Below are 24,398 nucleotides of genomic sequence, written 5' to 3' on the forward strand. Positions count from 1 at the left end.
TGCGGCCGACGCGCAGGCGGCCGCCACATCCGTAGCCTCTGCACCTCCCGATTTGCGCTGGCCGGGTACGCTGGCCTACGGCGCGCTGGGTTTTCCGCTGGCTTTTGTGGCGCTGCCGCTGTACGTGCTGTTGCCGCATCACTACGCCACCGAGTTTGGCGTGGCGCTGGCCACACTGGGGGCGCTGCTGCTGGGCGCGCGCCTGTTCGACGCCTTGGTGGACCCGTGGCTGGGCCGCGCCAGCGACCGCCTCTACGCCCGCTCGCCGCGGGTGGTGCTGGGCACCGGGCTGGTGGCGGCGCTGGTGCTGTCGCTGGGCCTGACGGCGCTGTTTTTCCCGCCGGTGCGCGCACCGCAGGCCCTGCTGCTGTGGGCCTGGGTGGCTCTGGTGCTGTCGTACCTGGCGTTTAGCTGGTTGAGCATCTGCCACCAGGCTTGGGGGGCGCGGCTCGGGGGCGATGCGCCCACGCGCTCGCGCATTGTCGCTTGGCGCGAAGGGGCTGGGCTGTGCGGGGTGGTCACGGCATCGGTGTTGCCCACGTTGCTCGGTCTGCCGGTGATGGTGGCGGTGTTTGCCGTGGCGCTGGCGCTGGCTTGGTGCGCCTGGACGCTGGCGCCGCGCCCGGCCTTGGGCTGGTTGCGCCACAGCGTGGGTGCGTCCGAGCTCTGGCAGCCGTGGCGCCAGCCGGGCTTCAGGCGCCTGATGACGGTGTTCATCTTCAACGGCATCGCCAGCGCCATTCCGGCCACGCTGCTGCTGTTTTTCATCCAGGACCGCTTGCAGCTCAGCGATGCCATGCAGCCCCTGTTTTTGGGCAGCTACTTTGTGGCCGCGGCGCTGGGGTTGCCGTTGTGGGTGCGGCTGGTGCGGCGCTGGGGGCTGGTGCGCACGTGGCTGGGCGCGATGGTCATGGCGGTGGCGGTGTTTGGCTGGGCAGCCACCCTGGGGGCGGGCGATTGGCAGGCCTTTATGCTCATCTGCATCCTGTCTGGGGTGGCGCTGGGGGCCGACCTGACACTGCCGCACGCCCTGCTCGCCGGACTGATCCAACGCCAAGGCGACCACGGCGCCCGCGAAGGGGCCTATTTTGGTTGGTGGAGCTTTGCCGCCAAGCTCAACCTGGCGCTGGCCGCCGGCTTGGCGCTGCCGCTGCTGGGTTGGTGGGGCTACGAGCCGGGCGACGGCAGCGCTCAGGGTTTGCAAGCCCTGTCGTGGGCCTACGCGCTGCTGCCGTGCGCGCTCAAGCTGATGGCGGCGGCCCTGCTGTGGTTTTTTTGGCGCCGCGACCCCCTGCTGATGCAGGCCTGAACCCACCAATCCGACACATGCAGCCCATGAACCCAAAAATCACCGACTGGCACGGCCGCACCGTGTGGCTCGTGGGGGCCTCCAGCGGCATCGGGCGTGCGCTGGCCAGCGCCTTGCATGCGCGCGGCGCGCGCGTGGTGCTGTCGGCGCGCCAGCTCCCGGCGCTGCAAGAATTTGTTGCGCAACACCCCGGCAGCGTGGCCTTGCCGTTGGATGTGTGCCAGCCCAAGCAGGTGCAGGAGGCGGCCCAGAGCCTGCTGCAATCCGGCACCGTCGATCTGGTGTGCTACCTGGCCGGCCACTACCTGCCCATGCGCGCCCACGAGCTCGACCTGGCCCAAGTGCTGCGCCACCAAGAGGTGAACCTGAGCGGCGTCTGGCACCTGCTCGACGCGCTGCTGCCGGCCCTGCTGGCGCGCCGCGCCGGACACATCAGCTTGGTGAGCAGCGTGGCTGGCTTTCGTGGCCTGCCCAAGAGCCTGGCCTACGGCCCGACCAAGGCGGCCCTGATCAACCTCGCCGAAACCCTGTACCTCGACTTGCAGCCCCAAGGGCTGGGCGTGAGCCTGATTAACCCCGGCTTTGTCGCCACCCGCCTGACGGCGCAAAACGATTTCAGAATGCCCGCGCTGATCGAGCCCGAGCAGGCCGCAGCGGCGATCTTGCACGGCTGGGCAGCGGGCGATTTTCACATCCACTTCCCCAAACGCTTCACGCGCCTGATGCTGCTGCTGCGCCTGCTGCCCTACCGCTGCTACTTTGCCGCGGTGCGCCGGGGCACGGGTCTGTAGATGGCGCCTGCGCTTTGCCCGACCATGAACCCCCACCAACACGCCGTCGCCGAACTGGTGCGCTTTTATGAGCAGCTCAGCCCCGTCAGTCTAGGGCAACTGGGCCGCCACTACGCCCCCGATGCGCGCTTCAAAGACCCCTTCCACGAGGTGCAGGGCGTGCCCGCCATCGAGGCCATCTTTGGCCGCATGTTTGCGCGCTTGCAGCAGCCGCGCTTTGTCGTGGGCAGCTGCGTGGTGCAGGGCGAGCAGGCTTTTTTGCTCTGGGATTTTGAGTTTCGCTTGGCCGCGCGCGGCCAAGCCGCCAGCGCCGGCGCGCTGCACACCATTCGCGGCTGCAGCCACCTGCTGCTGGGCCCAGACGGCCGTGTGCGCCTGCACCGCGATTACTGGGACGCCGCCGAAGAGCTGTACGAAAAGCTGCCGCTGCTGGGCACGCTGATGCGCTGGCTCAAGCGCCGTGCCGGGGCTTGAGCGGCTGCGCTGGTATCGAGTCCCCCCGGTTGGTGCATCCAGCCCGCCCCAGATTGGAGTACCCCATGCCACAGCCCGTCTGCGCTCCCAAGTCCGCCCCCACTCCCGTCCCCGCGCACACGCTGCGGCTGATCCTGGGCGATCAACTCAACCCCGACCATGCGTGGTTTGGCCGCGTCGATGCGGGCGTGGTCTATGTGCTGCTCGAGCTGCGCCAAGAAACCGATTACGTGCTGCACCACGCGCGCCTCAGCCTCGTCTATCGCAATCTGCAGCGCATGGCGCCCGAGGCGCGGTCGGCGCTGCGCGCGCAGGCTGCGCTCACCCTCGAGCAGATCGAAAGCTTGTGAGCGCGGCCCCCGTGCCAACCCCAGCTACCACGGAATCGGCGCGCCCCGGTGATCGATGAAGTGCGCCCGGCTCGAGGCCGGCAGACCATCGAGGGCGCGCAGCAGGCGCGCAGCCGCGTCCGAGGCCTCGATGCTGTGCTCGGGCGCGGCAAAATCCATCGACAGCTTGGAGCGCACGGTGCCCGGCTGCAACGCCGCAAATACTGCCTGCGGGCGCAGACGGCTGGCCTCGATGGCGCTGGTTTGCAGCAGTTGGTTGAGCGCCGCCTTGGAAGCGCGGTAGCTCCACCAGCCGCCCTTGTGGTTGTCTTCGATGCTGCCCACGCGTGCCGACAGCAGGCCCACGATCGCACGCTCACCCTTGGCCAGCAAGGGCACAAAGTGCTTGAGCAGCAGCGCCGGCCCAATGGCATTGACCTCAAAGGCGCGTCGCAAGCTCTCGGGGCTGAGCGCAGCCAGGCGCTTTTCTGGGCCGCGGCCGTCGATGCTCAGCGCGCCCGTGGCCACCAGCAGCAGGTGCACTGGGCCCGCGCCCGTCACCTCAGCCGCGCAACGTTCGATGCTGGCTTCGTCTTCCAGCACCAGCGCCGGGGCGCTGCTGCGCGCCAGCGCATGCACCGCCGCACAGCGCACATCGCGCTGCAAGGCGGCCACAAAAGCCTGCCCAATGGCCCCGCTGGCCCCGCACACCACGGCGCGGTAGGGTGTGGGCAAGGAGTGCATCGAAGGGTTGCTTGCATCGATTTCCTCCATTGATTTTCCCACCCATCGAATCATCGTCAAAGTGGCTTTCGGGCGGCGGTCAGGTTGGCCGGCGTTCGCTGGAGGGCCAGGTTCTGGGTCGGCTGCGTGTCAGCACCTGCAGCAGGCCGTGCCATCGGCCCCGAAGCGTGGTCACATTATCGTCCGGCCCCGAGAGGCTTGAGCGGCCACGGGTGGGACAGTCTGGGCTGGCCAGAGGGCGCCTGCTGCATGCGACAATGAACCCACCATGCCCACCACCCTCGACGGCCAGCTCGTGGTCGCCATCTCGTCGCGTGCGTTGTTTGATTTTGAAGCCGAAAACCGGGTCTTCGAGCAAAACGATGACCGCGCCTACATGCAGCTGCAGCTCGAGCGGCTGCAGTTGCCCGCTGCGGCCGGGGTGGCGTTTTCGCTGGTGCAAAAGCTGATGCGTTTCAACAGCGCCGAGCAGCCGCGGGTGGAAGTGGTGATTTTGTCGCGCAATGACCCGGTTTCGGGCATGCGCGTGTTTCGCTCGGCACAGCACTACGGTTTGTCGATCGAGCGCGGCGTGTTCACGCGCGGCCAGCCACCGTGGCGCTACCTGCGACCGCTGCGCGCGAATCTGTTTTTATCGGCGCACTTGAGCGACGTGCGCGCGGCGCTCGAAGCCGGGGTGCCGGCGGCGCAGGTCTATCCGCAGTCGGTGCACGCCAGCGACGCGCACCCGAACGAGGTTCGTATCGCCTTCGACGGCGACGCGGTGCTGTTTTCCGACGAGGCCGAGCGCGTCTATCAGGCCCAGGGGCTGAACGCCTTTCAGCAGCACGAGGTGAGCAAGGCCAGCCTGCCGCTGCCGGGCGGGCCGTTCAAGCCGCTGCTCGAGGCGCTGCACCGGCTGCAAAGCGCGGGCACCGAGCAGATGCGCATCCGCACCGCGCTGGTGACGGCGCGCAGCGCCCCGGCGCACGAACGCGCCATCCGCACCCTGATGAACTGGAACATCGAGGTCGATGAGGCGCTGTTTCTGGGCGGCCTGCCCAAGGGCGAGTTCTTGCGCGAGTTCGAGCCCGACTTCTTTTTCGACGACCAGACCGGCCACATCGAGCACGCCGCGCGCCACGTGCCTTCGGGGCATGTGGCCAGTGGGGTCGCCAATGCGCCCGGCGGCGCGGTTTGACACGCCATCCATAGCCCGCTACAGCCGCCTGGGACGCCTGCTCACAGCACCCAGTCGTAGTCCAGCGTCAGTGGCGCGTGGTCCGAAAAGCGCTGCGCCTTGTGCACCTGCGCGCTGCGCGCCGCCGCCGCCAGCGCCGCGGTGGCGAGGTGGTAGTCGATGCGCCAGCCCACGTTGTGGGCCCAGGCCTGGCCGCGGTTGCTCCACCAGGTGTAGGCGGCTTCCTGTTCGGTGGGGTGCAGTTGCCGGTAAACGTCGATCAGGCCACCGCTGCCCAGCAGTTGCGTCATCCAGGCGCGCTCTTCGGGCAGGAAGCCGGAGTTTTTCAGGTTGCCCTTCCAGTTTTTGAGGTCGATTTCGTGGTGCGCGATGTTCACGTCGGCGCACAACACGAACTCGCGCTCGGCGCGCAGCGCCTGCAGGTGCGGCGCGATGGCCTCGAGGAAGCGGTATTTGGCCAACTGGCGTTCGGGGCCGCTGGAGCCGCTGGGAAAGTAGCCGCTGATGACCGAAAAGCGCCGCGCCGGGGTGTCAAAGCGCAGCTCGATCCAGCGCCCTTCGGCATCGAATTCGGGCACGCCGATGCCGCAGCGCACTGCGCTGGGCTCGTGGCGGCTGTAGATGCCCACGCCGGAGTAGCCTTTTTTCTCGGCGCAATGAAAGTGCCCGCGCAAGCCCGCCAGATCGGCCAGGCCGGGGCCGAGTTCGCTGCTTTGGGCGCGCAGCTCTTGCACGCAAATACAATCGGGCGCGGCGGCGCGCACCCAATCGGCCAAGCCCTTGCGGGTGGCAGAGCGGATGCCGTTCAGGTTCAGGCTGGTCAAACGAAACAAGGATGGTTCTCCATGGCAGAGGTGACTACAGGGGCAAAAGTGGGCTGTGGGGTTGAGGTGGGCCAAGGGGCTCAGGGCGGCCAGGTGTCGGGCCAGGCTGCGGCGCAGCCAAACGAGCCGGTGCACGACGAGCTGGCGCAGGAATTCGTGCGATTTTCGGTCGAATCGGGGGTGCTGCGTTGGGGCGAGTTCCAGACCAAGGCTGGGCGCATCAGCCCGTATTTTTTCAATGCCGGCGGCTTTGACGACGGCGCCAGGCTCGGGCGGCTGGCGCAATGTTACGCGCAGCGCATCGTGGCCTCGGGCATCGAGTTTGACATGCTGTTTGGCCCGGCTTACAAGGGCATCCCGCTGGTGGCGGCGCTGGCGGTGGAGCTGGCGCGGCTGGGCCACAACCACGCCTTTGCCTACAACCGCAAAGAGGCCAAGGCGCACGGCGAAGGCGGCACGCTGGTGGGTGCGCCGCTGCGCGGCCGCGTGCTGATCGTCGATGACGTGATGAGCGCGGGCACGGCGGTGCGCGAGTCCATCGGCCTGATTCGGGCCGCTGGTGCGACGCCGCATGCGGTGGCGATCGCGCTCGATCGGCAAGAGCGCGCCACCGAAACCGGCCCCGATGGCGCCCTGCACGACCTGCCACACAGCGCGGTGCAATACGTGCGCGAGCAGCTCGGGCTGCAGGTGTGCGCGATTGCGCGCCTGAGCGACCTGCTCGATTACCTGCAAGGGCAGCACAGCCCCGAAATGGCCGGTCACCGCGAGCGCGTACAGGCCTACCGGGCGCGCTATGGGGTGGCTTAGGCTTTGCGCGCACCCACGGCGCGGCGCTGAATCAGGCGCCCAACAGCTGCTTGAGCAGCGCGTTGACGCGCGCCGGGTCGGCCTTGCCCTGGCTGGCCTTCATCACTTGGCCCACTAAGGCGTTGAAGGCTTTTTCCTTGCCGGCGCGGTATTCGGCCACGTTCCTGGCATTCGCGGCCAGCACCTGCTCGGCGATGGCTTGCAGCGCGCCGCTGTCGCTCATCTGCCCGAGGCCCTTGGCGGCGATCACACGGTCCACTTCGGCCAGGCAGGCCGCAGCATCCGCCGCTTCGGCCGCGGGCGGCTGGCTCCACAGCGCATCGAACACCTGCTTGGCAGCGTTGTTGCTCACCGTTTGGTCGCCGATGCGGGTGAGCAAGGCCGCCAGCAGCGCCGCGCTCACCGGCGCTCGAGCAATGGCGCGTTCTTCGGCGTTGAGGCGGCGCGAGACCTCACCCATGATCCAGTTGCTGGCCGATTTGGCCAACGCCTTGCCGGCCCCAGCCACCACGGCCTCGAAGTAAGCCGCCATCTGTGGCGATTGCGTGAGCGTGGCGGCGTCGTATTCGGGCAGGCCGTAGTGGGCCACGAAGCGCTCGGCCATGGCGCGCGGCAGCTCGGGCAGCTCGGTGCGCAGCTGCTCGATCCACTGCGCTGCGATGCACAGCGGCGGCAGGTCGGGGCAGGGGAAGTAGCGGTAGTCGGCCGCGTCCTCCTTGCTGCGCATGGCGCGGGTCTGGCCGCTGTCGGGGTCGAACAGCACCGTGGCCTGTTCGATTGCGTAGCCGTCTTGCAGCCGCTCGATCTGCCAGCGCACCTCGTAGTCGATGGCCTGCTGCATGAACTTGAAGCTGTTGAGGTTTTTGATCTCGCGCCGGGTGCCCAGCGGCGCCCCGGGCAGGCGCACGCTGACGTTGGCGTCGCAGCGAAACGAGCCCTCTTGCATGTTGCCGTCGCAGATGCCGATCCAGGTCACGAGCTGGTGCAGGGCCTTGGCGTAGGCCACCGCCTCGGCGCTGGAGCGCAGATCGGGTTCGGTGACGATCTCGAGCAGCGGCGTGCCGGCGCGGTTGAGGTCGATGCCGCTCATGCCGTGGAAGTCTTGGTGCAGGCTCTTGCCCGCGTCTTCCTCGAGGTGCGCGCGCACCAGCCGCACCGAGTGGGTGGCGCCGGCGAGCTCAAAAGCCACGCTGCCACCTTGCACCACCGGAATTTCGTACTGGCTGATCTGGTAGCCCTTGGGCAAATCGGGGTAAAAATAATTCTTGCGCGCAAACACGCTGCGCGGGGCGATGTGCGCCCCCACCGCCAGCCCGAACCGGATGGCGCAGGCCACGGCTTCGCGGTTCATCACCGGCAGCGTACCGGGCAGCGCCAGATCCACAGCGCAAGCCTGGGTGTTGGGTTCGGCGCCAAAGGCGGTGGGCGCGCGGCTGAAGATTTTGCTGCGCGTGGCCAGCTGCGCGTGGGTCTCGAAGCCGATCACGACTTCGTAGCCTTGGATCAAAGGGGAACTCATGAATGCGATCCGGGGCAGGGCGTGAAGGGGGGCGGCGTGCGCGTGTGCCAGTCGCTCACCAGCTGCAACTGGTGCGCCACCTGCAGCAGCCGGGCCTCGCTCAGGTAGTTGCCGATCAGTTGCAGGCCCACGGGCAATCGGTCGGCGCCAAAGCCGGCGGGCAGGCTCATGCCGGGCAGTCCGGCGAGCGAGGCCGGCAGGGTGTAGATGTCGGCCAGGTAGGCGGCGAGCGGGTCGGCGGTTTTGGCGCCGATGGCCCAGGCCACGCTGGGGGCCACCGGGCCGGCGATGAGGTCGCACTGGGCGAAGGCGGCCTGAAAATCTTGCGCGATCAGGCGCCGGATCTGCTGCGCCTTGAGGTAGTAGGCGTCGTAGTAGCCGTGGCTGAGCACGTAGGTGCCCAGCAGGATGCGGCGCTGCACCTCGGGCCCGAAGGCCTCGCTGCGCGAGCGCTGGTACAGGTCGAGCAAATCGCTGTGCTGCGCGGCGCGGTGGCCGTAGCGCACGCCGTCGTAGCGGCTGAGGTTGGAGCTCGCTTCGGCGGGGGCGATGATGTAGTAGGCCGGGATCGCCAGTTCGGTGCGCGGCAGGGCGATGTCGAGCAAGGTGGCGCCGAGCCGCTCGAGCTCGCTCAAGGCCGCGCGCACGGCTTGCAGCACGTCGCTGGCGCAGCCGGGGCCAAGGAACTCGCGCGGCAGGCCGATGCGCAGCCCCTGCAGCGGCCGGCTGGCGCTGGCACCCGGCCACGGCTGGCCGAGGCAGCGGGTGTAGTCTTCGGGTGGCTGCTCGAGGCTGGTCGAATCGCGGTCCAGATCGGGCCCGGCCATGGCGCTGAGCAGCAGCGCGCAGTCGTGGGCGCTGCGCGCCATCGGGCCGGCCTGGTCCAGGCTGGAGGCGTAGGCCACCAGCCCATAGCGCGAGCAGCGCCCGTAGGTGGGCTTGATGCCGGTGACGCCGCAGAAGCTGGCGGGCTGCCGGATCGAGCCGCCGGTGTCGGTGCCGGTGGCCGCCGGGGCCAGCCGCGCCGCCACCGCCACCGCCGAGCCGCCGGAGGAGCCGCCGGGTACGCGCGTGCGGTCCCAGGGGTTGTGCGCCGGGCCAAAGGCGGACTGGTCGTTGCCCGAGCCCATGGCGAATTCGTCGCAGTTGAGCTTGCCCAGCGTCACGGCGCCGGCGGCGGCCAGGCGCTGCACCACGGTGGCGTCGAAGGGGCTGCGGTAGCCTTGCAGCATTCTGGAGCCGGCGGTGGTGGGGAAGTCGCGCGTGACGAGCACGTCCTTGTGCGCCAGCGGCACCCCCAGCAAGGGGCTGCGTTCGCCGGCGCTCAGGCGCGCATCGGCGGCGGCGGCCTGGGCCAGCGTGGCCGCTTCGTTCAGGGCCAGATAGGCCCCCAGGCCGCTGTGGGTGTGGGCGCGCGCCAGCAGGTGCTGCGCCACTTCGGTGGCCGAGGTCTGGCGGGCGTGCAGGGCGGCGCCGAGTTCGGCCACGCCCATTTGGTGCAGATCAAGGGCGGTGGCGCTCATTCGATCACCCGTGGCACGAGGTAGAGGCCGTCTGCCACGGCGGGCGCACTGGCCTGGTTGGCTTCGCGCTGGTTGGGCTCGCTGGCCACGTCGGGGCGCAGGCGCAGCTGCACCGGCTGCATCACGGCGGTGGGGTGCGCCAAGGGCTCGACGCCGGTGGTGTCCACGGCCTGCATCTGCTCGACCAAGCCCAAAAAACCGTTCAGGCGCTGCTGCGCATCCAGCGCCTGCGCGGGCGTGAGGCGCAGCCGCGCCAACTGCGCCAAACGTTCGATTTCTTGCAAAGTCAATGACATGGGGCAATATGTAAGAAAGCGTGAGCGCCCCCTGAAGCGGCGTCGATCGGGTATTATCCCCGGTTTGCGCCCGCGCTTGAACCAGTCGGCATCCGTGTCCGGCGGTGCAGGGCAACCCTCATCATGTTTGAATCCATACGCCAGCATTTCTCCACCGATTTGGCCATCGACCTCGGTACCGCCAACACCCTGATCTACGTGCGCGGCAAGGGCATCGTGCTCGACGAGCCGTCGGTGGTTTCGATCCGCCACGAAGGCGGCCCGCAAGGCAAGAAATCCATCCAGGCGGTGGGCAAGGATGCCAAGGCGATGCTGGGCAAGGTGCCCGGCAACATCGAGGCCATCCGGCCCATGAAAGACGGCGTCATCGCCGATTTCACCGTCACCGAGCAGATGCTCAAGCAGTTCATCAAGATGGTGCACCCGCGCTCGCTGTTCAGGCCCAGCCCGCGCATCATCATCTGCGTGCCCTGCGGCAGCACCCAGGTCGAACGCCGTGCCATCCGCGAGTCGGCGCTCGGGGCCGGGGCCTCGCAGGTCTATCTGATCGAAGAGCCCATGGCTGCAGCCATCGGCGCCGGGCTGCCGGTGTCTGACGCGCGCGGCTCGATGGTCGTGGACGTAGGCGGCGGCACCACCGAAGTCGGCGTCATCAGCCTGGGCGGCATGGTCTATAAGGGCAGCGTGCGCGTGGGCGGCGACAAGTTCGATGAGGCCATCATCAGCTACATCCGGCGCAACTACGGCATGCTGATCGGCGAGCCGACCGCCGAGACCATCAAGAAATCCATCGGTTCGGCCTTCCCGGGCTCCGAGGTCAAGGAGATGGAGGTCAAGGGCCGCAACCTGGCCGAAGGGGTGCCGCGCAGCTTCACGATTTCGAGCAACGAGGTGCTCGAGGCCCTGACCGACCCAATCAACCAGATCGTGCAGGCGGTCAAGACGGCGCTGGAGCAAACGCCGCCCGAGCTCGGGGCCGACATTGCCGAGCGCGGCATGATGCTCACCGGCGGCGGCGCCCTGCTGCGCGACCTCGACCGCCTGCTGGCCGAAGAAACCGGACTGCCGGTGCTGGTGGCCGAGCAGCCGCTGCTGTGCGTGGTGCTGGGCTGTGGCATGGCGCTGGACCAGATGGACCGCCTGGGCGGCAGCATTTTCACCGCCGAGTAGATTTTTCGCTCCATCCGGCCATGTCGCTGGGTACCATCGACCCATCCCCGCCGCCCTTCTTCAGGCAGGGCATGCCGGCTTTGTCCAAGTTGCTGGTGCTGGGGGCGCTGGCGGTGTTGCTGATGGTGCTCGACGCCCGTTTGCAGTGGGCAGCGCCGGTGCGCCAGGCCGTGGCTGTGGCGCTCAGCCCGCTGCAATGGCTGGCCTTGCAGCCGCTGCAAGCGGCGCGCTGGTCGGGCCAATACCTGGGCAGCTTGCAAGCCGCCCAGGACGAGGCGGCGCTGGCGCGCGCCGAGCTGATGCGCCAGGCCGAGCGCGCCGCCATCGTCGAGCACCTGGCCCAAGAGAACCGCGAGTTGCGCGACTTGTTGGGCATGCGCGCCCGGTTGCCGGCCGCGACCCGAGGCGCGCAGATCTTGTACCAGTTGGCCGACCCGTACACGCTGGCGGTGGTGATCGACCGCGGGCAGCAGGATGGCGTGCAGCCTGGGTCGGCCGTGATGGACGGCTTTGGCGTGCTGGGGCAGGTGACGCGGGTGCATTGGGCCACGGCGCAAGTGCGCCTGTTGGTGGATCCCCGGCAGGCGATGGCGGTCATCAACACCCGCACCGGGCAACGCAGTCTGGCTTTTGGCCTGCCGGCGCAGTGGGGTGCAGACGCACACATCGAGTTGCGCTTCGAGCCCATCAACACCCAAGCCATGGTGGGCAATGTGCTCACCACCAGCGGCATCGATGGGGTCTATCCGGCCGGTTTGCCGGTGGCGCAGATCGTTCAGGTGACGGCCTCGGGTGCCGACGGATTTGCCCAGGTGCACGCCCGGCCGCTGGCCCGCATCCAGCACGCCCTGCATGTGCTGGTGATCGACCCGGTGGGTCGCCCGATGGCCAACGAAACGCCCGCCGCTGCGGCGGCCAGTGCGCCGCGGAGGGCTGGGCCATGATCATGCGCCCTGGGCAGACCCTGCTGCTGCCCGCCAACCCTTGGTTTGTCTGGGGTACCCTGATGGGTGCGTTGCTGCTCGAAATGGCGCTGCAGGTGGCGCTGCTGGGAAGCGCGGCGTGGGCCCCCGACCTGCTGGCCTTGACGCTGGCGTTTTGGGTCGTGCACCAGCCCCGGCGCGTCGGGGTTGGCGCCGGGTTTGTGCTGGGCTTGTTGATCGACGTGCACCAGGGTGCCTTGCTGGGCCAGCACGCCTTGGCCTACAGCGTGATGTGTTATCTGGCGGTCGTGATTCATCGGCGGCTGCTGTGGTTCGACTGGAAGCGCCAGGCTTTGCATGTGCTGGTGCTGTTTGTGCTGGCGCACGCGCTGCAGTGGCTGGTGCGGGCGCTGGCGGGCGACGGCGGGCCCGATCTCGGCATGGCGCTGGCGCCCGTGTGGCAGGCCGCCCTGTGGCCGCTGGCCACCGCGTTGCTGCTGGCGCCGCAGCGGCGCGCGCACGACCCCGACGCCGACCGGCCCCTTTGAGCCAGCGCCACAGCCAGCGCCCGCCCGCCATGCACGACGTTGAACACCAGTGGTTGCGGTTTCGACGCCGGGCGCAGATCGCGCTCGTGGTGGTGCTGCTGGCCTTGGGGCTGCTGGCCGTGCGCATGTACGTGCTGCAAATCCAGCGCCACGCCGATTTGCAGACCCGCGCCGAGAGCAACCGCACCGCCGTGCTGCCGCTGCCGCCGCTGCGCGGCCAGATCGTGGACCGCCACGGTGTGCTGCTGGCCGACAGCCTGGCGGTGTTCACGCTCGAAATCACGCCCGCGCTGGCGGGCAATCTGGAGCAGACTCTGCAGAAGCTGGCCGAGTTGGTGCCGATCACGCCCGGCGAGTTGCGCCGCTTCCAGCGCCTGCGCGCCGAGTCGCACCGCTTTGCATCGCTGCCGCTGCGCAGCCGGCTGACGCCCGAGGAAATGTCGGTGCTGGCGGCGCAACTGTTTCGCCTGCCCGGGGTCTCGATCCAGGCGCGCCAGTTGCGCTACTACCCGCTGGGTGCGTCGGCGGCTCATGTGGTCGGACATGTGGGGCGCATCAACCAGCGCGACCGCGAGCGCATGGCCGAGTGGCCGCCCGAACAGCAAGCCAACTACCGTGGCACCGACCACATCGGCAAACTGGGGGTGGAGCAAAGCCACGAAGCGCTGCTGCACGGCACCACCGGGTTTCGCCGGGTCGAGATCAACTCGCACGGCCAGGTGCTGCGCACGCTCGAGACCGTGCCCGCCCGCACCGGCCAGACGCTGCGCCTGACGCTGGATGCGCGCTTGCAGCACCTGGTGGAGCAACTGTTTGGTGCACGCCGGGGTGCGTTGGTGGCCATCGATGTGCGCAACGGCGAGGTGCTGGCTTTCGTGAGCATGCCCAGTTTTGACCCCAATGCCTTTGTCGATGGCATCGGCGTGGAAGAATGGCGTGCCCTGAACGAGTCGATCGAGCGCCCGCTGCTCAACCGGGCTTTGCGCGGCACCTATCCGCCGGGCTCGACCTTCAAGCCCTTCATGGCCTTGGCCGGGCTGGAGCTGGGCCTGCGCCGCCCGGAAACCACGGTCTATGACCCGGGCTTCTGGTTGCTGGGCAACCAGCGTTTTCGCAGCGTGGGCGAGCGCCATCTGGGACACGTGGACTTGCGCCGTGGCATGGCGGTGTCGAGCAACGTGTACTACTACACGCTGGCGCACGAGATGGGCATCGAGGCCCTGCACGACTTCATGCACCCCCAAGGCTTTGGCCAGCGCACCGGCATCGATCTGGTGGGCGAGGGGCGCGGCCTGCTGCCCAACCAAGCCTGGAAGCGCAGCGCCTACAGCCACCCGGCGCAGCAGCGCTGGTTTCAAGGCGACACCGTGGCCGTGGGCATCGGGCAGGGCTACAGCGCCTTTACCATGCTGCAACTGGCCCATGCCACCGCCACCTTGGTCAATGGGGGGGTGCGCCAGCAGCCGCATCTGGGGCTGCGCGCCTACGCCGTGGGTGAGCCCCGGGGGCGCGAGCTGGCCACGCACCAAGGCGTGCCGATGGGCTGGCAGAGCCAGAACCTGCAAGCGGTGCTCGAGGCCATGGAGGCGGTGAACCTGCCCGGCGGCACGGCGGCAAGCGTATTTGCCGGCGCACCCTACCGCAGTGGCGGCAAGACCGGTACCGCCCAAGCGGTGCGCATTGCCCAAGGGGCACGCTACGATGCCGCGCAGCTCGAAGAACACCAGCGCAGCCACTCGCTCTACATCGGCTTTGCGCCGCTGGAGGCGCCCACGGTGGCGTTGGCGGTGATCGTGGAGAACGCGGGTTTTGGCTCGGTCGCCGCAGCCCCGATCGCGCGCCGGGTGTTCGACTACCTGCTGCTGGGCCTGTACCCGAGCGAGGCCGACATCGCCGCCACCGCTCTGGGCCAAAGCCGGGCGCCCATAGGTGCGCAGCGGCTGGCGCGCGAAGTCGCTTGGCCGGGGCGTACAACGCCACCGGTGCCGCAGCCAGCGCATGCCGTGCGGCCAGCGCCGGTAGCGCAACCCGCCCCGGCGACTCAAGCGGTCGTTGCGCCCCGGTAGGGGTCGGCAAAGCCCAGACCGGCCAAGATCTGCGTTTCGCGCGCTTCCATGGCCTCGGCGTCGGCTGGGCTGCCTTCATGGTCCCAGCCTTGGGCGTGCAAGCAGCCATGCACCAGCAGGTGCGCGTAGTGCTGTTGCAGGGTCTTGCCCTGCTCGGCGGCCTCGCGCTCCAGCACCGGGGCGCACAGCACCAGATCGGCCTGCACCACCGGTTCTGCCGCGTAGTCGAAGGTCAGCACGTTGGTGGCGCGGTCTTTGCCGCGGTAGTCGCGGTTCAGGGCCCGGGCTTCCTCGGTGCCGACGATGCGCACCGTGATCTCCCCTGGGGCTTCCAGCGCGTGGCGCAGCCAGCGCCGCACCAGGTGCCGAGGCAGGGCGGCGCGGTGCGCGGCCAGGCTCAGACCCGCCTGGGCGTCGGCCGCCTCGGGGCGCGCGAATTGCAGCGACAGTGTGAGCGCAGGCCGTTTCATGGGGCGGGATCGGCAGCGGTGGGGGCGGGGCGGCGGTTGCGCCGGCTGGCGGCTGCGGCGCTGTGGTCGCTGGCGGGAGCCAAGCCAGCGCGGTCGTAGGCGTCGACGATGCGCGCCACCAGCGGGTGGCGGACCACGTCGGCGCTGGAAAAGCGGCTGAAGGCGATGCCCTGGGTGCGCTTGAGGATGCGCTCGGCGTCGATCAGGCCGCTCAACTGGGTGCGCGGCAGGTCGATCTGGCTCACGTCGCCGGTGACCACGGCCTTGGAGCCAAAGCCGATGCGCGTCAGGAACATCTTCATCTGCTCGGGCGTGGTGTTTTGCGCCTCGTCGAGGATGACGAAAGCGTGGTTCAGGGTGCGCCCGCGCATGAAAGCCAGCGGCGCGATCTCGATTTGCTGGCGCTCAAAGGCCCGGTGCACCTGCTCGAGCCCCATCAGGTCGTAGAGCGCGTCGTAGAGCGGGCGCAGATAGGGGTCCACCTTTTGCGCCAGATCGCCGGGCAGAAACCCGAGCCGTTCGCCGGCCTCGACCGCCGGCCGCGTGAGCACGATGCGCTGCACCGCGCTGCGCTCGAGCGCATCGACGGCGCAGGCGACCGCAAGGTAGGTCTTGCCGGTGCCGGCCGGCCCGATGCCGAAGGTGATGTCGTGCGTGGCCATGTGTGTGAGGTAGCGGCGCTGGTTGGGGCTGCGGCCGCGCAGTTCGCCACGCCGCGTCTGCAGCGCCGGGGCCTCGTCGGTGCCGGCGGCAGCGGCCAGGGCGGTGTCGCCGCTGAGCATGAGCTGGACTTTTTCGGCGGGGATGGGCGCGCGCGCCTGCTCGTACAGCGCCTGCAGGACCTCGAGCGCCTGCTGCGCCCGCGCCTTGGGGCCTTCGATGCGGAACTGCTCGAAGCGGTGCGCCAGCTTGACCTGGAGCGCGGCCTCGATCTGGCGCAGATGGGCATCGAGCGGGCCGCACAGGTGCGCCATGCGCAGGTTGTCGGGCGGGGTGAAGGTGTGGCGCAGAATCAAACCGATAATCCGCAAAAAAGGAATACCCCAATGATAGGCAAATTGAGCGGCACCCTGCTGGAAAAAGCGCCACCGCAGATCGTGATCGACTGCCACGGCGTCGGCTACGAAGTCGAGGTGCCGATGAGCACCTACTACGGCCTGCCGGCCCTGGGCGCGCCCGTGGCCTTGCTGACGCAGCACGTGGTGCGCGAAGACGCGCAGCTGCTGTACGGCTTTGCCACGGCGGCCGAGCGCAGCGCCTTCAGGCACCTGATCAAGATCAGCGGCGTCGGGCCGCGCACCGCCCTGGCGCTGCTGTCGGGCCTGAGCGTGACCGAGCTGGCGCAGGCCGTGGTGGCGCAGGAAGCGCGCCGGCTGCTCAAGGTGCCGGGCATCGGCAGCAAAACCGCCGAGCGCTTGCTGCTCGAGCTGCGCGGCAAGCTCGGGCCCGAGCTCGGTCTGTCCAGCGCGCAAGCCGGTGCGGCAGCGCCGCCGGCCAACGCCGAGCAGGCCGACATCGAACAGGCCTTGCTGGCGCTGGGTTACAGCGAGCGCGAAGCCGCTGCCGCCCTCAAGGCGCTGCCGCCGGCGGTGGGGGTGAGCGAGGGCATCCGGCTGGCGCTCAAGGCGCTGGCGCGCTAGGAAAGACCCGGCATGAGCATCCAGACCGACGATTTCGCCCCCGCCGCGCCCCGGCGTTCCGTGTCGGCGCAGCCCGAGAGCCCGCGCGAGGAAGCGCTCGAGCGCGCGCTGCGCCCCAAGGGCCTGGCCGAGTACGTGGGGCAGGCCAAGGCGCGCGAGCAGCTGGAGATCTTCATCGGTGCGGCCAGGAAACGGCGCGAGGCGCTCGACCACGTGCTGCTGTTTGGCCCGCCGGGGTTGGGCAAAACCACGCTGTCGCACATCATCGCGCACGAACTTGGGGTCAACTTGCGCCAAACCAGCGGCCCGGTGCTGGAAAAACCCAAAGACCTGGCGGCCCTGCTGACCAACCTCGAGCCCAACGATGTGCTGTTCATCGACGAAATCCACCGCCTGTCGCCGGTGGTGGAAGAAATCCTCTACCCGGCGCTCGAGGACTACCAGATCGACATCATGATCGGCGAAGGGCCGGCGGCGCGTTCGATCAAGCTCGATCTGCAGCCCTTCACGCTGGTGGGCGCGACCACGCGCGCCGGCATGCTCACCAACCCGCTGCGCGACCGCTTTGGCATCGTGGCGCGGCTGGAGTTCTACAGCGCGCAAGAGCTGGAGCTGATCGTGCGCCGCAGCGCCAGCTTGTTGCAGGTGCCGCTGGATGCCGCCGGGGGCTTTGAGATCGCGCGCCGCTCGCGCGGCACGCCGCGCATCGCCAACCGGTTGCTGCGCCGCGTGCGCGACTACGCCGAAGTCAAGGGCAGTGGCCGCATCACCGAGGAGGCGGCGCAACGCGCGCTGGCCATGCTCGACGTCGATGCGCTCGGTTTTGACCTGATGGACCGCAAGCTGCTCGAGGCGCTGATCCACAAGTTCGACGGCGGCCCGGTGGGGCTGGACAACATCGCCGCCAGCATCGGCGAGGAGCCGGGCACGATCGAAGACGTGATCGAACCCTACCTGATCCAGCAAGGCTACCTGCAGCGCACGCCGCGCGGGCGCATCGCCACCCAGGCCGCCTACCGGCACCTGGGGCTGGCCGCGCCCAGCGCCGCCCACGACCTGTTTGCCGCCGAGTAAAAAGGCCCGCTGCGCATCCCCCCAGCAGGCGTGGCGGCCCCTCTGCCCCCTTAGCTCAGCGGTTCGTCGCTGGGCGCGGTGTCGAGGTGCAGGGTGTCGGACCAGCCCACCAGCCGCAGCCCCTGCGGGCTCCAGAGCAGGCGGTTGATGGCGGCGTTGCCCAACTGCCAGGTGCGCGGTGCCTGCAGATCGACCCCGGTGGCCAGGCGGTACAGGGTGTCGAGCACGCCGCCGTGGGTGACAATCACGATCTGCTGCCCCAGGTGCGCGGCCGCCACTTCTTCCAACGCCAGCAGCACGCGCTGGCGCAGCATGAGCAGCGATTCGCCGCCCGGCGGGGCAAAGTCGGGCACGCGACGGCGCCAGAGCGCGGTGAGTTCGGGCTGCGTGGTTTCGAGCTCGCTCCAGCGGCTGCCTTGGCAGACGCCAAAGTGGCGCTCGCGCAAGCCCAGGTGCAGCTGCGTGCTCAGGCCCTGGGCGCGGGCGATGGCTGCGGCGGTGTCGGCAGCGCGCGACAGGTCGCTGCTGTAGACCGCGCCCAGCGCCTCGCCGCGCAGCGCCTCGGCGGTGCGTTCGGCCTGCCAGCGACCGGTCATGTTGAGCTCGATGTCGAGCTGGCCTTGGATGCGGTTGTCGCGGTTCCAGGCGGTCTCGCCGTGTCGGATCGCCAAAATGCGGGTGCAATGCACGCTCTTGTCCCCTAAAAAACAACCGATGGTTCATCGGCAAGCCCTAGAATGGTAACGAGGATGGCACGGCGCCGTCGCTTCGAGGAACATTTATGCCCACTGCAGCCCAAAAAGAGATCGACGAGCGCACCAGCCTGACCGGCTCCAACAAGTTCGAGATGTTGCTGTTTCGCCTCGGCAACGCCGCCGGCACCGAGCGCTCCGAGCTGTTTGGCATCAACGTCTTCAAGATCCGCGAGATCGTCGCCATGCCGGCGGTCACCGCCATGGCCGGCGCGCCGCAGCACGTGCTCGGGGTGGTGAACCTGCGCGGCCAGGTGATTCCGGTGATCGACCTGCCGGCGGTGGTGGGTTGCGTGCCCAAGAGCGGCCTGAACATCATGCTGGTGACCGAGTACGCGCGCACCACGCAGGCTTTTGCGGCCGAGGCGGTCGAAGACATCGTGCGCCTGGATTGGCAGCAGATCCTGTCGGCCGACGAAGCCATGGCGCGCGGCTATGTCACCAGCATCGCACGCCTGGACGGCGACCAGAACAGCACCCGACTGGCGCAAATCCTCGATGTGGAATCGATACTGCAGCGCATTTTGCCTGCCGACCAAGCCGACCTGAAGGCCAACTCCAACGGCCCGGCGCTCAAGCTGCGCCCCGGTGCGATCATTCTGGCCGCTGACGATTCCTTTGTGGCGCGCGCCATGATCGAGCAAGAGCTCAAGGCGCTCAAGCTGCCCTACGAGATGACCAAGACCGGCCAAGAAGCCTGGAACCGGCTGCAGGCCATTGCCGCCGAATGCCAAGCCCAGGGGGTGGAGCTGCGCGAGCGCGTGGCGCTGGTGTTGACCGACCTCGAAATGCCCGAGATGGATGGCTTCACGCTCACGCGCAACATCAAGAAAGACCCGGCCATGCGCGGCCTGCCGGTGGTGATCCACTCTTCGCTCACCGGCGACACCAACGAGCAGCACGTGCGCACCGCTGGGGCCGACGCCTACGTGGCCAAGTTTGCCGCGCGCGAGCTCGACGTGGCGCTGCGCGACGCGCTGGCGCGCTACGAAGCCGTGGTGGCCTGAGAGCGGCCTGTCAGGTCGGCTGGTGGCAGCTTCCTGCGGCGCTGGCCCCTGGGCCAGTCGGTGTGTGCGCGGGCCGCGCCACCGGTTGCAGCATGTGGGTTGCCGGCCCCACAGGGGGCTCGGGGGCGTCAAAAACGGTGTCGCCGTCGCCAACGGGCTGGCCCGTGGTCTGCAAGGTCTGGAACGGGAACAGCTCGCGGTCCATCAGGTGGCTGGGCACCACGCTTTGCAGCGCCTTGAGCATGTTGTCAAGCCGCCCGGGGTACTGGCGTTCCCAATCGCGCAGCATCTGGCCGACCTGCACCCGTTGCAGGTTGTCCTGACTGCCACACAGGTTGCAGGGAATGATCGGGAACTGGCGCACCTGGGCCCAGCGCACCAGGTCGGGCTCGGCCACGTAGGCCAGCGGCCGCAGCACCATGAATTCGCCGTTGTCGCTCACCAGCTTGGCCGGCATGCCCTTGAGCCTGGCGCCAAAAAACATGTTGAGCAGCAGCGTTTGCAGGATGTCGTCGCGGTGGTGCCCGAGCGCGATCTTGTTGCAGCCCAGTTCGCGCGCCACGCGGTACAGAATGCCGCGGCGCAAGCGGCTGCACAGGCTGCAGGTGGTCTTGCCTTCGGGGATGATTTTTTTCACCACGCTGTAGGTGTCTTGGGTCTCGATGTGAAACGGCACCCCGAGCTGCGTCAGGTAAGCCGGCAGCACCTCGGCCGGGAAGCCGGGCTGTTTTTGGTCCAGATTGACGGCGATGAGCTCGAACCCGATCGGCGCGCGCTGACGCAGCCTGAGCAAGATGTCGAGCAGCGTGTAGCTGTCTTTGCCGCCCGAGAGGCAGACCATGACCCGGTCCCCGCCCTCGATCATGCGGTAGTCGCCTATGGCCTGGCCGACCAGGCGGCAGAGGCGTTTTTCGAGCTTGTGGTTTTCGCGTTCGATTTTGTCGGGGTTCATGGGGCAGCTCAACCGGGTTGGCCCGGCGCCAAGGCCGGGCTGCATTCTATGCCGCCACCGCTGGCGCGCCGGCGGGTACGCAAGCGCGGCGGCAGGGCTTGGGCCAAGGGCCAGGCGGGGTTGGCCTGACCGCACTTCACCACTGCCCGCTCTCGATGCGGATGGCGACCTCGCAGTCGTCGAAGATCTCGAGCTTGGCGATGCGCACCCGCACCCCGACCACGCCCGGCAGCCGCAGCAGCCGCTGCGCCAGCTTGCCGATCAGGCTCTCGAGCAGGTTCACGTGTTCGGCCGTGCACTCGTCGATGATGATCTGGCGCACCTTGCGGTAATCGAGCACGTGGCTGATGTCGTCGTCGTGCGGCTGCAGCGGCTGCGGCCCTTGGTTGAGCTCGGCATCGACCTGGATCGGCTGCGGCGCGTTGCGCTCGTGATCGAGGATGCCGAGGTTGGCGGCAAAGCGCAGGCCGGTCAGCGTCAGGACTTGGGTGCCGTGGGTGGGGGCGCTGGCGGGCGGGGGTAGGCTCATGGGGGGTGTGAAAATGCGACTTGAAGGGCGCCGCCAGAGAGGCTGGGAACAAGGGGCGGAGGGGTGCTGACTGGCCCGCTGTGCGCGGAGCGTGCTTTCTACATGAGCGAAAAGTCGCGCTCGAAGCGCTGCAGATGCTGGCCGCCATCGACCAGCAAGGTGCTGCCGGTGACCGAGCGGTTGTCGAGCGCAAAGCGCACTGCGGCGGCCACGTCTTCGGGGCTGGAGGAACGGCCCAGTGGCGACTGGCGGTGCAGTTGCGCAAACCTGGCCTCGTCGAGCAGGTGGCTGGTGAGTGTCAGGCCCGGGGCCACGCCGACCACGCGCACCAAGGGCGCCAGCGCCAGCGCCAGCATGGTGGTGGCGCAGTGCAGCGCGGCCTTGGACAGGGTGTAGCTGAAAAAATCCGGGTTCAAGTTCCACAGCTTCTGATCGAGCAGGTTGACCACCACACCCGCGGCGCTGGTGGCGGGCGTGCGCGAGCTCAGGTGCTGGTGCAGGGCCTGCGCCAGCAGCACCGCCGGCGCCGTGTTGCTGCGCAGGTGCTGCTCCAGGCTGGCGTAGCTGAAGCTGGCGGCGCTGTCGTATTCAAAGGTGGAGGCGTTGTTGATCACGGCGTCGAGGCGGCCGAACCGCTGCAGCACCTGCGGCACCAGGGCGCGGCAGGCCGCCTCGTCGGCCAGATCGGCGCCAAAAACAGCGGCCTGCACGCCCAGCAGGCGGCAGTCGGCGGCGCATTGTTCGGCCTCGAGCGCCGATTGGCGGTAGTGCAGTGCCAGGTTCCAGCCGGCGGCGGCCAGGTCGAGCGCGATGTTGCGCCCAAGCCGTTTGGCAGCGCCGGTGACGAGCACGCAGCGCGCTTGGCCAGCGGTGGGGGTGGAGAGCGACATGGGGGACAATCCGATCCGTGGACAGCAGACAAAGGCCCATTTTATCGATGCCCCCCGGGTTGGCGCCGGCCCCCAACCGGGCGGCTTGGCCATTGCACCAGCGCATCGTGGCCGCGCTGGCCGAGGCCGGCGGCTGGTTGCCCTTTGACCGTTTCATGGCGCTGGCGCTGTACAGCCCGGGCTGGGGTTACTACGCCAGCTCTGGCCCGAAGTTTGGCGCCATGCCCGCCAGCGGCAGCGATTTCGTCACCGCGCCCGAGCTCTGTCCGGCCTTTGGCCGCACCCTGGCGCGCCAGGTCGCGCAGGCGCTGGCGGCCAGCGGCACGCAGGAGGTGTGGGAGTTTGGTGGCGGCAGCGGGGCGCTGGCGCAGCAGGTGCTGCAGCAATTGCAGGCTGACGGGGTGGCGCTGGCGCGCTACACCCTGGTCGAGTTGTCGGCCGAGCTGCGCTGGCGCCAGCAGCAGCGGCTGGCGGCCTTTGCCCCGCGCGTGCTCTGGGCCGAGGCCTTGCCGCCGCAGATGCAGGGGGTGATTTTGGGCAACGAGGTGCTCGACGCCATGCCGGTGCAGCTGCTGTTGCGCCGCAGCGGCGTCTGGTACGAGCGTGGGGTGGAGCTGGCGCGGGCGGGGGCGGTGGATCAGGGAGCGGAAGAGGCGGCCCCGGCGTTTGCCTGGGCCGATCGCGCCACCGACCTGCGCCCCCCATTGGAAATCGCCGGCACACACGACTACCTGTGCGAAATCCACCCGCAGGCCGAGGCCTTCATCGCTACCTTGGCCGAGCGCTGGCAGCGCGGGGTGGCGTTTTTCATCGATTACGGCTTCCCCGAGGCCGAGTACTACCACCCGCAGCGCAGCAGCGGCACCCTGATGTGCCACCGCGCGCACCGCGCCGACGCCGACCCGTTGGCCGATGTGGGCCGCAAAGACCTCACGGCGCACGTCAACTTCACCGGCATCGCCGTGGCGGCGCAGCAGGCCGGCCTGCAGGTGCTGGGTTACACCAGCCAGGGCCGGTTTTTGCTCAACGCCGGGCTGCTGGACGGCGCCGACGGCTGGCCGCTGGCCGAGCGCGCCGCCGCCGCCCGGCTGGTGAATGAGCACGAGATGGGCGAGTTGTTCAAGGTCATGGTGCTGGCGCCGGCAACGCTGCCCGCGGGGTGGCTGCCCACGGGGCTGCTGACCGGGGACCGCACGCACAGGCTTTGAGCGCTGGCCCGAGCCGATCAAGCCTAGGAATCGGCTGGCCGGCCTGCCGGCAGGGCCGCCGCGATGGCGGCCTCGCGCAGCGCCTCGATGGCGCGCCCGATCTGCAGGCCGCTGGTGCGCGGGTGGGCTCCGGGCTGCGCCTGCACGGCCGCGGCCACGCCGGCGGTGTCGGCGGCCAGCGCCGCCTGCAGCGCCAGTCGCAGCCGCTGCGCTTGCGGGTAGGGCGCGTCGTGGTGGCCCAGCCGGCCGCGAGCGTCGGCCTCGCAGGCCAGCAGCACCTGCTCGAAGCGCTCTGGCCGGCGCAGCGCGTCGCAGCGCTGCAGCAAGCGCAGCGTGGCGGCGGCGCCCAGGCCCAGGCTGGCGTGGATGTGGCCGTGCTCGCGCGCGACCACGTCGGCCAGTTCGCGGCAGTCGCGCGGCACGCGCCAGCGCTGCCCGATGGCCTGCGCCATCCGGGCGCTGCGTTGTTCGTGCCCATGGTGGCGTGGCAGCAGCGCGGCCGGGGTCGTGCCTTTGCCCAGGTCGTGGCACAGGCAGGCGTAGCGAACCTCCAGCCCGGCGCCGAGCCGCGCCGCCATGTCGAGCACCATTTCGAGGTGCGTGCCGGTGTCGATTTCGGGGTGGTATTCGGCGCGCTGCGGCACGCCCCAGAGCGCATCGACTTCGGGCAGCAGCACGCGCAGCGCGCCGCATTGGCGCAGCACCGCCAGCATGCGCGAGGGCCGGGGCTCCTGCAAGCCGCGCGCCAGCTCCTGCCAGACGCGCTCGGGCACCAGGTGGTCGGCCTCGCCGTGCGCCACCATCTGCTGCATCAGGCTCAGGGTTTCGGGGGCAATGCCAAAGTCGCTCCAGCGCGCCGCGAAGCGCGCCATGCGCAACAGGCGCACCGGGTCTTCGGCAAAGGCGTGTGTGACGTGGCGCAGCACCTTGGCCTGCAAGTCGGCGCGGCCGCCGTAGGGGTCGATCAAGGCCGGGCTGTGCGGGTCGAAGCGCCCGTCGGCGTCGAGCGCCGCTGCCGGCAGCGCCATGGCGTTGATGCTCAGGTCGCGCCGCCCCAGGTCTTGTTCGATGGTGACCGTGGGGTCGGCGTAAAAATCGAAGCCATGGTAGCCGCGCGCGGTCTTGCGCTCGGTGCGCGCCAGCGCGTATTCCTCGTGGGTGTGCGGGTGCAAGAACACCGGAAAGTCGCGCCCCACGGGCACAAAGCCCTGCGCTCGCATCTGCTCAGGCGTCGCCCCGACCACGACCCAGTCGCGGTCGGCGTGCACGCTGCCGTCGGGGCGGCGGTGGGCCAGGTGGTAGTGGCCGAGCAGGCCGTCGCGCACGGCGCCGCCGACGAGGTAGATCTGCATCAAATGGGCGGCACTCGC

General features: G+C 69.1%; 26 protein-coding genes. 14 read left to right on the forward strand and 12 right to left on the reverse strand.

All coding sequences use genetic code 11. The features are described 5' to 3' along the window. Nucleotides 1-52: 52 nt before the first annotated feature. The 4 genes from AAAZ40_RS03410 to AAAZ40_RS03425 all read left to right on the forward strand — a co-directional run bounded on the left by AAAZ40_RS03410 (nt 53) and on the right by AAAZ40_RS03425 (nt 2,924). On the forward strand, nt 53-1,309 hold the full coding sequence (locus tag AAAZ40_RS03410; RefSeq protein ID WP_476661676.1) for an MFS transporter: 1,257 nt from the start codon (nt 53-55) through the stop codon (nt 1,307-1,309). A gap of 26 nt (nt 1,310-1,335) precedes the next feature. Beyond that, the gene (locus AAAZ40_RS03415) at nt 1,336-2,100 is read left to right on the forward strand and encodes an SDR family NAD(P)-dependent oxidoreductase (protein WP_476661175.1); all 765 of its coding nucleotides are present in this window, start codon (nt 1,336-1,338) and stop codon (nt 2,098-2,100) included. 24 nt (nt 2,101-2,124) lie between these two features. Next, nucleotides 2,125-2,574: a nuclear transport factor 2 family protein gene (locus AAAZ40_RS03420; protein ID WP_476661176.1), complete on the forward strand. Its 450-nt coding sequence runs from the start codon at nt 2,125-2,127 to the stop codon at nt 2,572-2,574. Between the two features lie 65 nt (nt 2,575-2,639). Beyond that, nucleotides 2,640-2,924, forward strand: a complete 285-nt coding sequence (locus AAAZ40_RS03425; protein WP_476661177.1) for a cryptochrome/photolyase family protein — start codon at nt 2,640-2,642, stop codon at nt 2,922-2,924. Nucleotides 2,925-2,948: 24 nt separating this feature from the next. On the opposite strand, the gene AAAZ40_RS03430 is transcribed toward AAAZ40_RS03425, so the two are convergent. Then, nucleotides 2,949-3,647 carry an SDR family oxidoreductase gene (locus AAAZ40_RS03430; protein WP_476661178.1) on the reverse strand — a complete coding sequence of 233 codons (699 nt, stop codon included), beginning with the start codon at nt 3,645-3,647 and terminating at the stop codon, nt 2,949-2,951. A gap of 268 nt (nt 3,648-3,915) precedes the next feature. On the opposite strand from AAAZ40_RS03430, the gene AAAZ40_RS03435 reads away from it, so the two are divergent. After that, nucleotides 3,916-4,827 carry a 5'-nucleotidase gene (locus AAAZ40_RS03435; protein ID WP_476661179.1) on the forward strand — a complete coding sequence of 304 codons (912 nt, stop codon included), beginning with the start codon at nt 3,916-3,918 and terminating at the stop codon, nt 4,825-4,827. Between the two features lie 41 nt (nt 4,828-4,868). Here the strand turns inward: AAAZ40_RS03435 and AAAZ40_RS03440 are convergent, their stop codons facing one another. Continuing rightward, nucleotides 4,869-5,660 carry an exodeoxyribonuclease III gene (locus tag AAAZ40_RS03440; protein WP_476661180.1) on the reverse strand — a complete coding sequence of 264 codons (792 nt, stop codon included), beginning with the start codon at nt 5,658-5,660 and terminating at the stop codon, nt 4,869-4,871. A gap of 12 nt (nt 5,661-5,672) precedes the next feature. Between AAAZ40_RS03440 and pyrE the strand changes: the two genes are divergently transcribed. Next, nucleotides 5,673-6,461 (forward strand): orotate phosphoribosyltransferase, encoded by a 789-nt coding sequence (gene pyrE, locus AAAZ40_RS03445; RefSeq protein WP_476661181.1) that lies wholly within the window; start codon nt 5,673-5,675, stop codon nt 6,459-6,461. A gap of 31 nt (nt 6,462-6,492) precedes the next feature. On the opposite strand, the gene gatB is transcribed toward pyrE, so the two are convergent. Genes gatB through gatC form a run of 3 tightly spaced genes read right to left on the reverse strand, consistent with a single transcriptional unit; the run spans nt 6,493 to nt 9,799 of the window. After that, nucleotides 6,493-7,980 carry an Asp-tRNA(Asn)/Glu-tRNA(Gln) amidotransferase subunit GatB gene (gene gatB / locus AAAZ40_RS03450; RefSeq protein ID WP_476661182.1) on the reverse strand — a complete coding sequence of 496 codons (1,488 nt, stop codon included), beginning with the start codon at nt 7,978-7,980 and terminating at the stop codon, nt 6,493-6,495. Beyond that, nucleotides 7,977-9,503 carry an Asp-tRNA(Asn)/Glu-tRNA(Gln) amidotransferase subunit GatA gene (gene gatA / locus AAAZ40_RS03455; protein WP_476661183.1) on the reverse strand — a complete coding sequence of 509 codons (1,527 nt, stop codon included), beginning with the start codon at nt 9,501-9,503 and terminating at the stop codon, nt 7,977-7,979. Before gatA ends, gatB begins: the two co-directional genes overlap by 4 nt. Further along, complete coding sequence (gene gatC / locus AAAZ40_RS03460) at nt 9,500-9,799, reverse strand: Asp-tRNA(Asn)/Glu-tRNA(Gln) amidotransferase subunit GatC (RefSeq protein ID WP_476661184.1); 300 nt, start codon at nt 9,797-9,799, stop codon at nt 9,500-9,502. The genes gatA and gatC overlap by 4 nt, the downstream gene beginning before the upstream one ends. 123 nt (nt 9,800-9,922) lie before the next feature. On the opposite strand from gatC, the gene AAAZ40_RS03465 reads away from it, so the two are divergent. From AAAZ40_RS03465 to mrdA, 4 genes are read left to right on the forward strand one after another with little or no spacing between them, the layout of a single operon-like run. Beyond that, nucleotides 9,923-10,969: a rod shape-determining protein gene (locus tag AAAZ40_RS03465; protein WP_476661185.1), complete on the forward strand. Its 1,047-nt coding sequence runs from the start codon at nt 9,923-9,925 to the stop codon at nt 10,967-10,969. A gap of 20 nt (nt 10,970-10,989) precedes the next feature. Beyond that, a complete protein-coding gene (gene mreC / locus AAAZ40_RS03470) occupies nt 10,990-11,913 on the forward strand; it encodes a rod shape-determining protein MreC (protein ID WP_476661186.1) in 924 nt (307 codons plus the stop codon). After that, entirely contained in the window at nt 11,910-12,440 is a 531-nt protein-coding gene (gene mreD, locus AAAZ40_RS03475; protein ID WP_476661187.1) for a rod shape-determining protein MreD, read from the forward strand. The genes mreC and mreD overlap by 4 nt, the downstream gene beginning before the upstream one ends. Nucleotides 12,441-12,469: 29 nt before the next feature. Next, complete coding sequence (gene mrdA, locus AAAZ40_RS03480) at nt 12,470-14,506, forward strand: penicillin-binding protein 2 (protein ID WP_476661188.1); 2,037 nt, start codon at nt 12,470-12,472, stop codon at nt 14,504-14,506. Here the strand turns inward: mrdA and ybeY are convergent. Next, entirely contained in the window at nt 14,482-14,976 is a 495-nt protein-coding gene (gene ybeY / locus AAAZ40_RS03485) for an rRNA maturation RNase YbeY (RefSeq protein ID WP_476661189.1), read from the reverse strand. The genes mrdA and ybeY overlap by 25 nt on opposite strands. After that, a complete protein-coding gene (locus AAAZ40_RS03490; protein WP_476661190.1) occupies nt 14,973-15,992 on the reverse strand; it encodes a PhoH family protein in 1,020 nt (339 codons plus the stop codon). Before AAAZ40_RS03490 ends, ybeY begins: the two co-directional genes overlap by 4 nt. A 30-nt stretch (nt 15,993-16,022) precedes the next feature. Here AAAZ40_RS03490 and ruvA point away from each other — a divergent pair, with 30 nt between their 5' ends. Continuing rightward, nucleotides 16,023-16,616, forward strand: a complete 594-nt coding sequence (ruvA, locus tag AAAZ40_RS03495; RefSeq protein ID WP_476661191.1) for a Holliday junction branch migration protein RuvA — start codon at nt 16,023-16,025, stop codon at nt 16,614-16,616. A 12-nt stretch (nt 16,617-16,628) separates the two neighbouring features. Next, nucleotides 16,629-17,690 carry a Holliday junction branch migration DNA helicase RuvB gene (gene ruvB / locus AAAZ40_RS03500; protein ID WP_476661192.1) on the forward strand — a complete coding sequence of 354 codons (1,062 nt, stop codon included), beginning with the start codon at nt 16,629-16,631 and terminating at the stop codon, nt 17,688-17,690. Between the two features lie 50 nt (nt 17,691-17,740). Here the strand turns inward: ruvB and AAAZ40_RS03505 are convergent, their stop codons facing one another. Then, nucleotides 17,741-18,379, reverse strand: a complete 639-nt coding sequence (locus tag AAAZ40_RS03505; protein WP_476661193.1) for a histidine phosphatase family protein — start codon at nt 18,377-18,379, stop codon at nt 17,741-17,743. A gap of 92 nt (nt 18,380-18,471) precedes the next feature. Here AAAZ40_RS03505 and AAAZ40_RS03510 point away from each other — a divergent pair, with 92 nt between their 5' ends. Continuing rightward, nucleotides 18,472-19,449 carry a chemotaxis protein gene (locus AAAZ40_RS03510; protein ID WP_476661194.1) on the forward strand — a complete coding sequence of 326 codons (978 nt, stop codon included), beginning with the start codon at nt 18,472-18,474 and terminating at the stop codon, nt 19,447-19,449. A 10-nt stretch (nt 19,450-19,459) separates the two neighbouring features. Here AAAZ40_RS03510 and ttcA read toward each other — a convergent pair whose 3' ends face one another. The 3 genes from ttcA to AAAZ40_RS03525 form a co-directional block, all read right to left on the reverse strand. Continuing rightward, complete coding sequence (gene ttcA / locus AAAZ40_RS03515; RefSeq protein ID WP_476661195.1) at nt 19,460-20,401, reverse strand: tRNA 2-thiocytidine(32) synthetase TtcA; 942 nt, start codon at nt 20,399-20,401, stop codon at nt 19,460-19,462. 136 nt (nt 20,402-20,537) lie between these two features. Beyond that, nucleotides 20,538-20,930: a dihydroneopterin aldolase gene (locus tag AAAZ40_RS03520; protein ID WP_476661196.1), complete on the reverse strand. Its 393-nt coding sequence runs from the start codon at nt 20,928-20,930 to the stop codon at nt 20,538-20,540. Nucleotides 20,931-21,028: 98 nt separating this feature from the next. Continuing rightward, nucleotides 21,029-21,820 carry an SDR family oxidoreductase gene (locus AAAZ40_RS03525; protein WP_476661197.1) on the reverse strand — a complete coding sequence of 264 codons (792 nt, stop codon included), beginning with the start codon at nt 21,818-21,820 and terminating at the stop codon, nt 21,029-21,031. A 47-nt stretch (nt 21,821-21,867) separates the two neighbouring features. Between AAAZ40_RS03525 and AAAZ40_RS03530 the strand changes: the two genes are divergently transcribed. Further along, nucleotides 21,868-23,028 (forward strand): class I SAM-dependent methyltransferase, encoded by a 1,161-nt coding sequence (locus AAAZ40_RS03530; RefSeq protein ID WP_476661198.1) that lies wholly within the window; start codon nt 21,868-21,870, stop codon nt 23,026-23,028. A 23-nt stretch (nt 23,029-23,051) separates the two neighbouring features. Here the strand turns inward: AAAZ40_RS03530 and AAAZ40_RS03535 are convergent, their stop codons facing one another. Continuing rightward, the gene (locus tag AAAZ40_RS03535) at nt 23,052-24,380 is read right to left on the reverse strand and encodes a multifunctional CCA addition/repair protein (protein ID WP_476661199.1); all 1,329 of its coding nucleotides are present in this window, start codon (nt 24,378-24,380) and stop codon (nt 23,052-23,054) included. Nucleotides 24,381-24,398 lie beyond the last annotated feature (18 nt).

Source organism: Serpentinimonas sp. SMBJO2 (assembly GCF_056341105.1).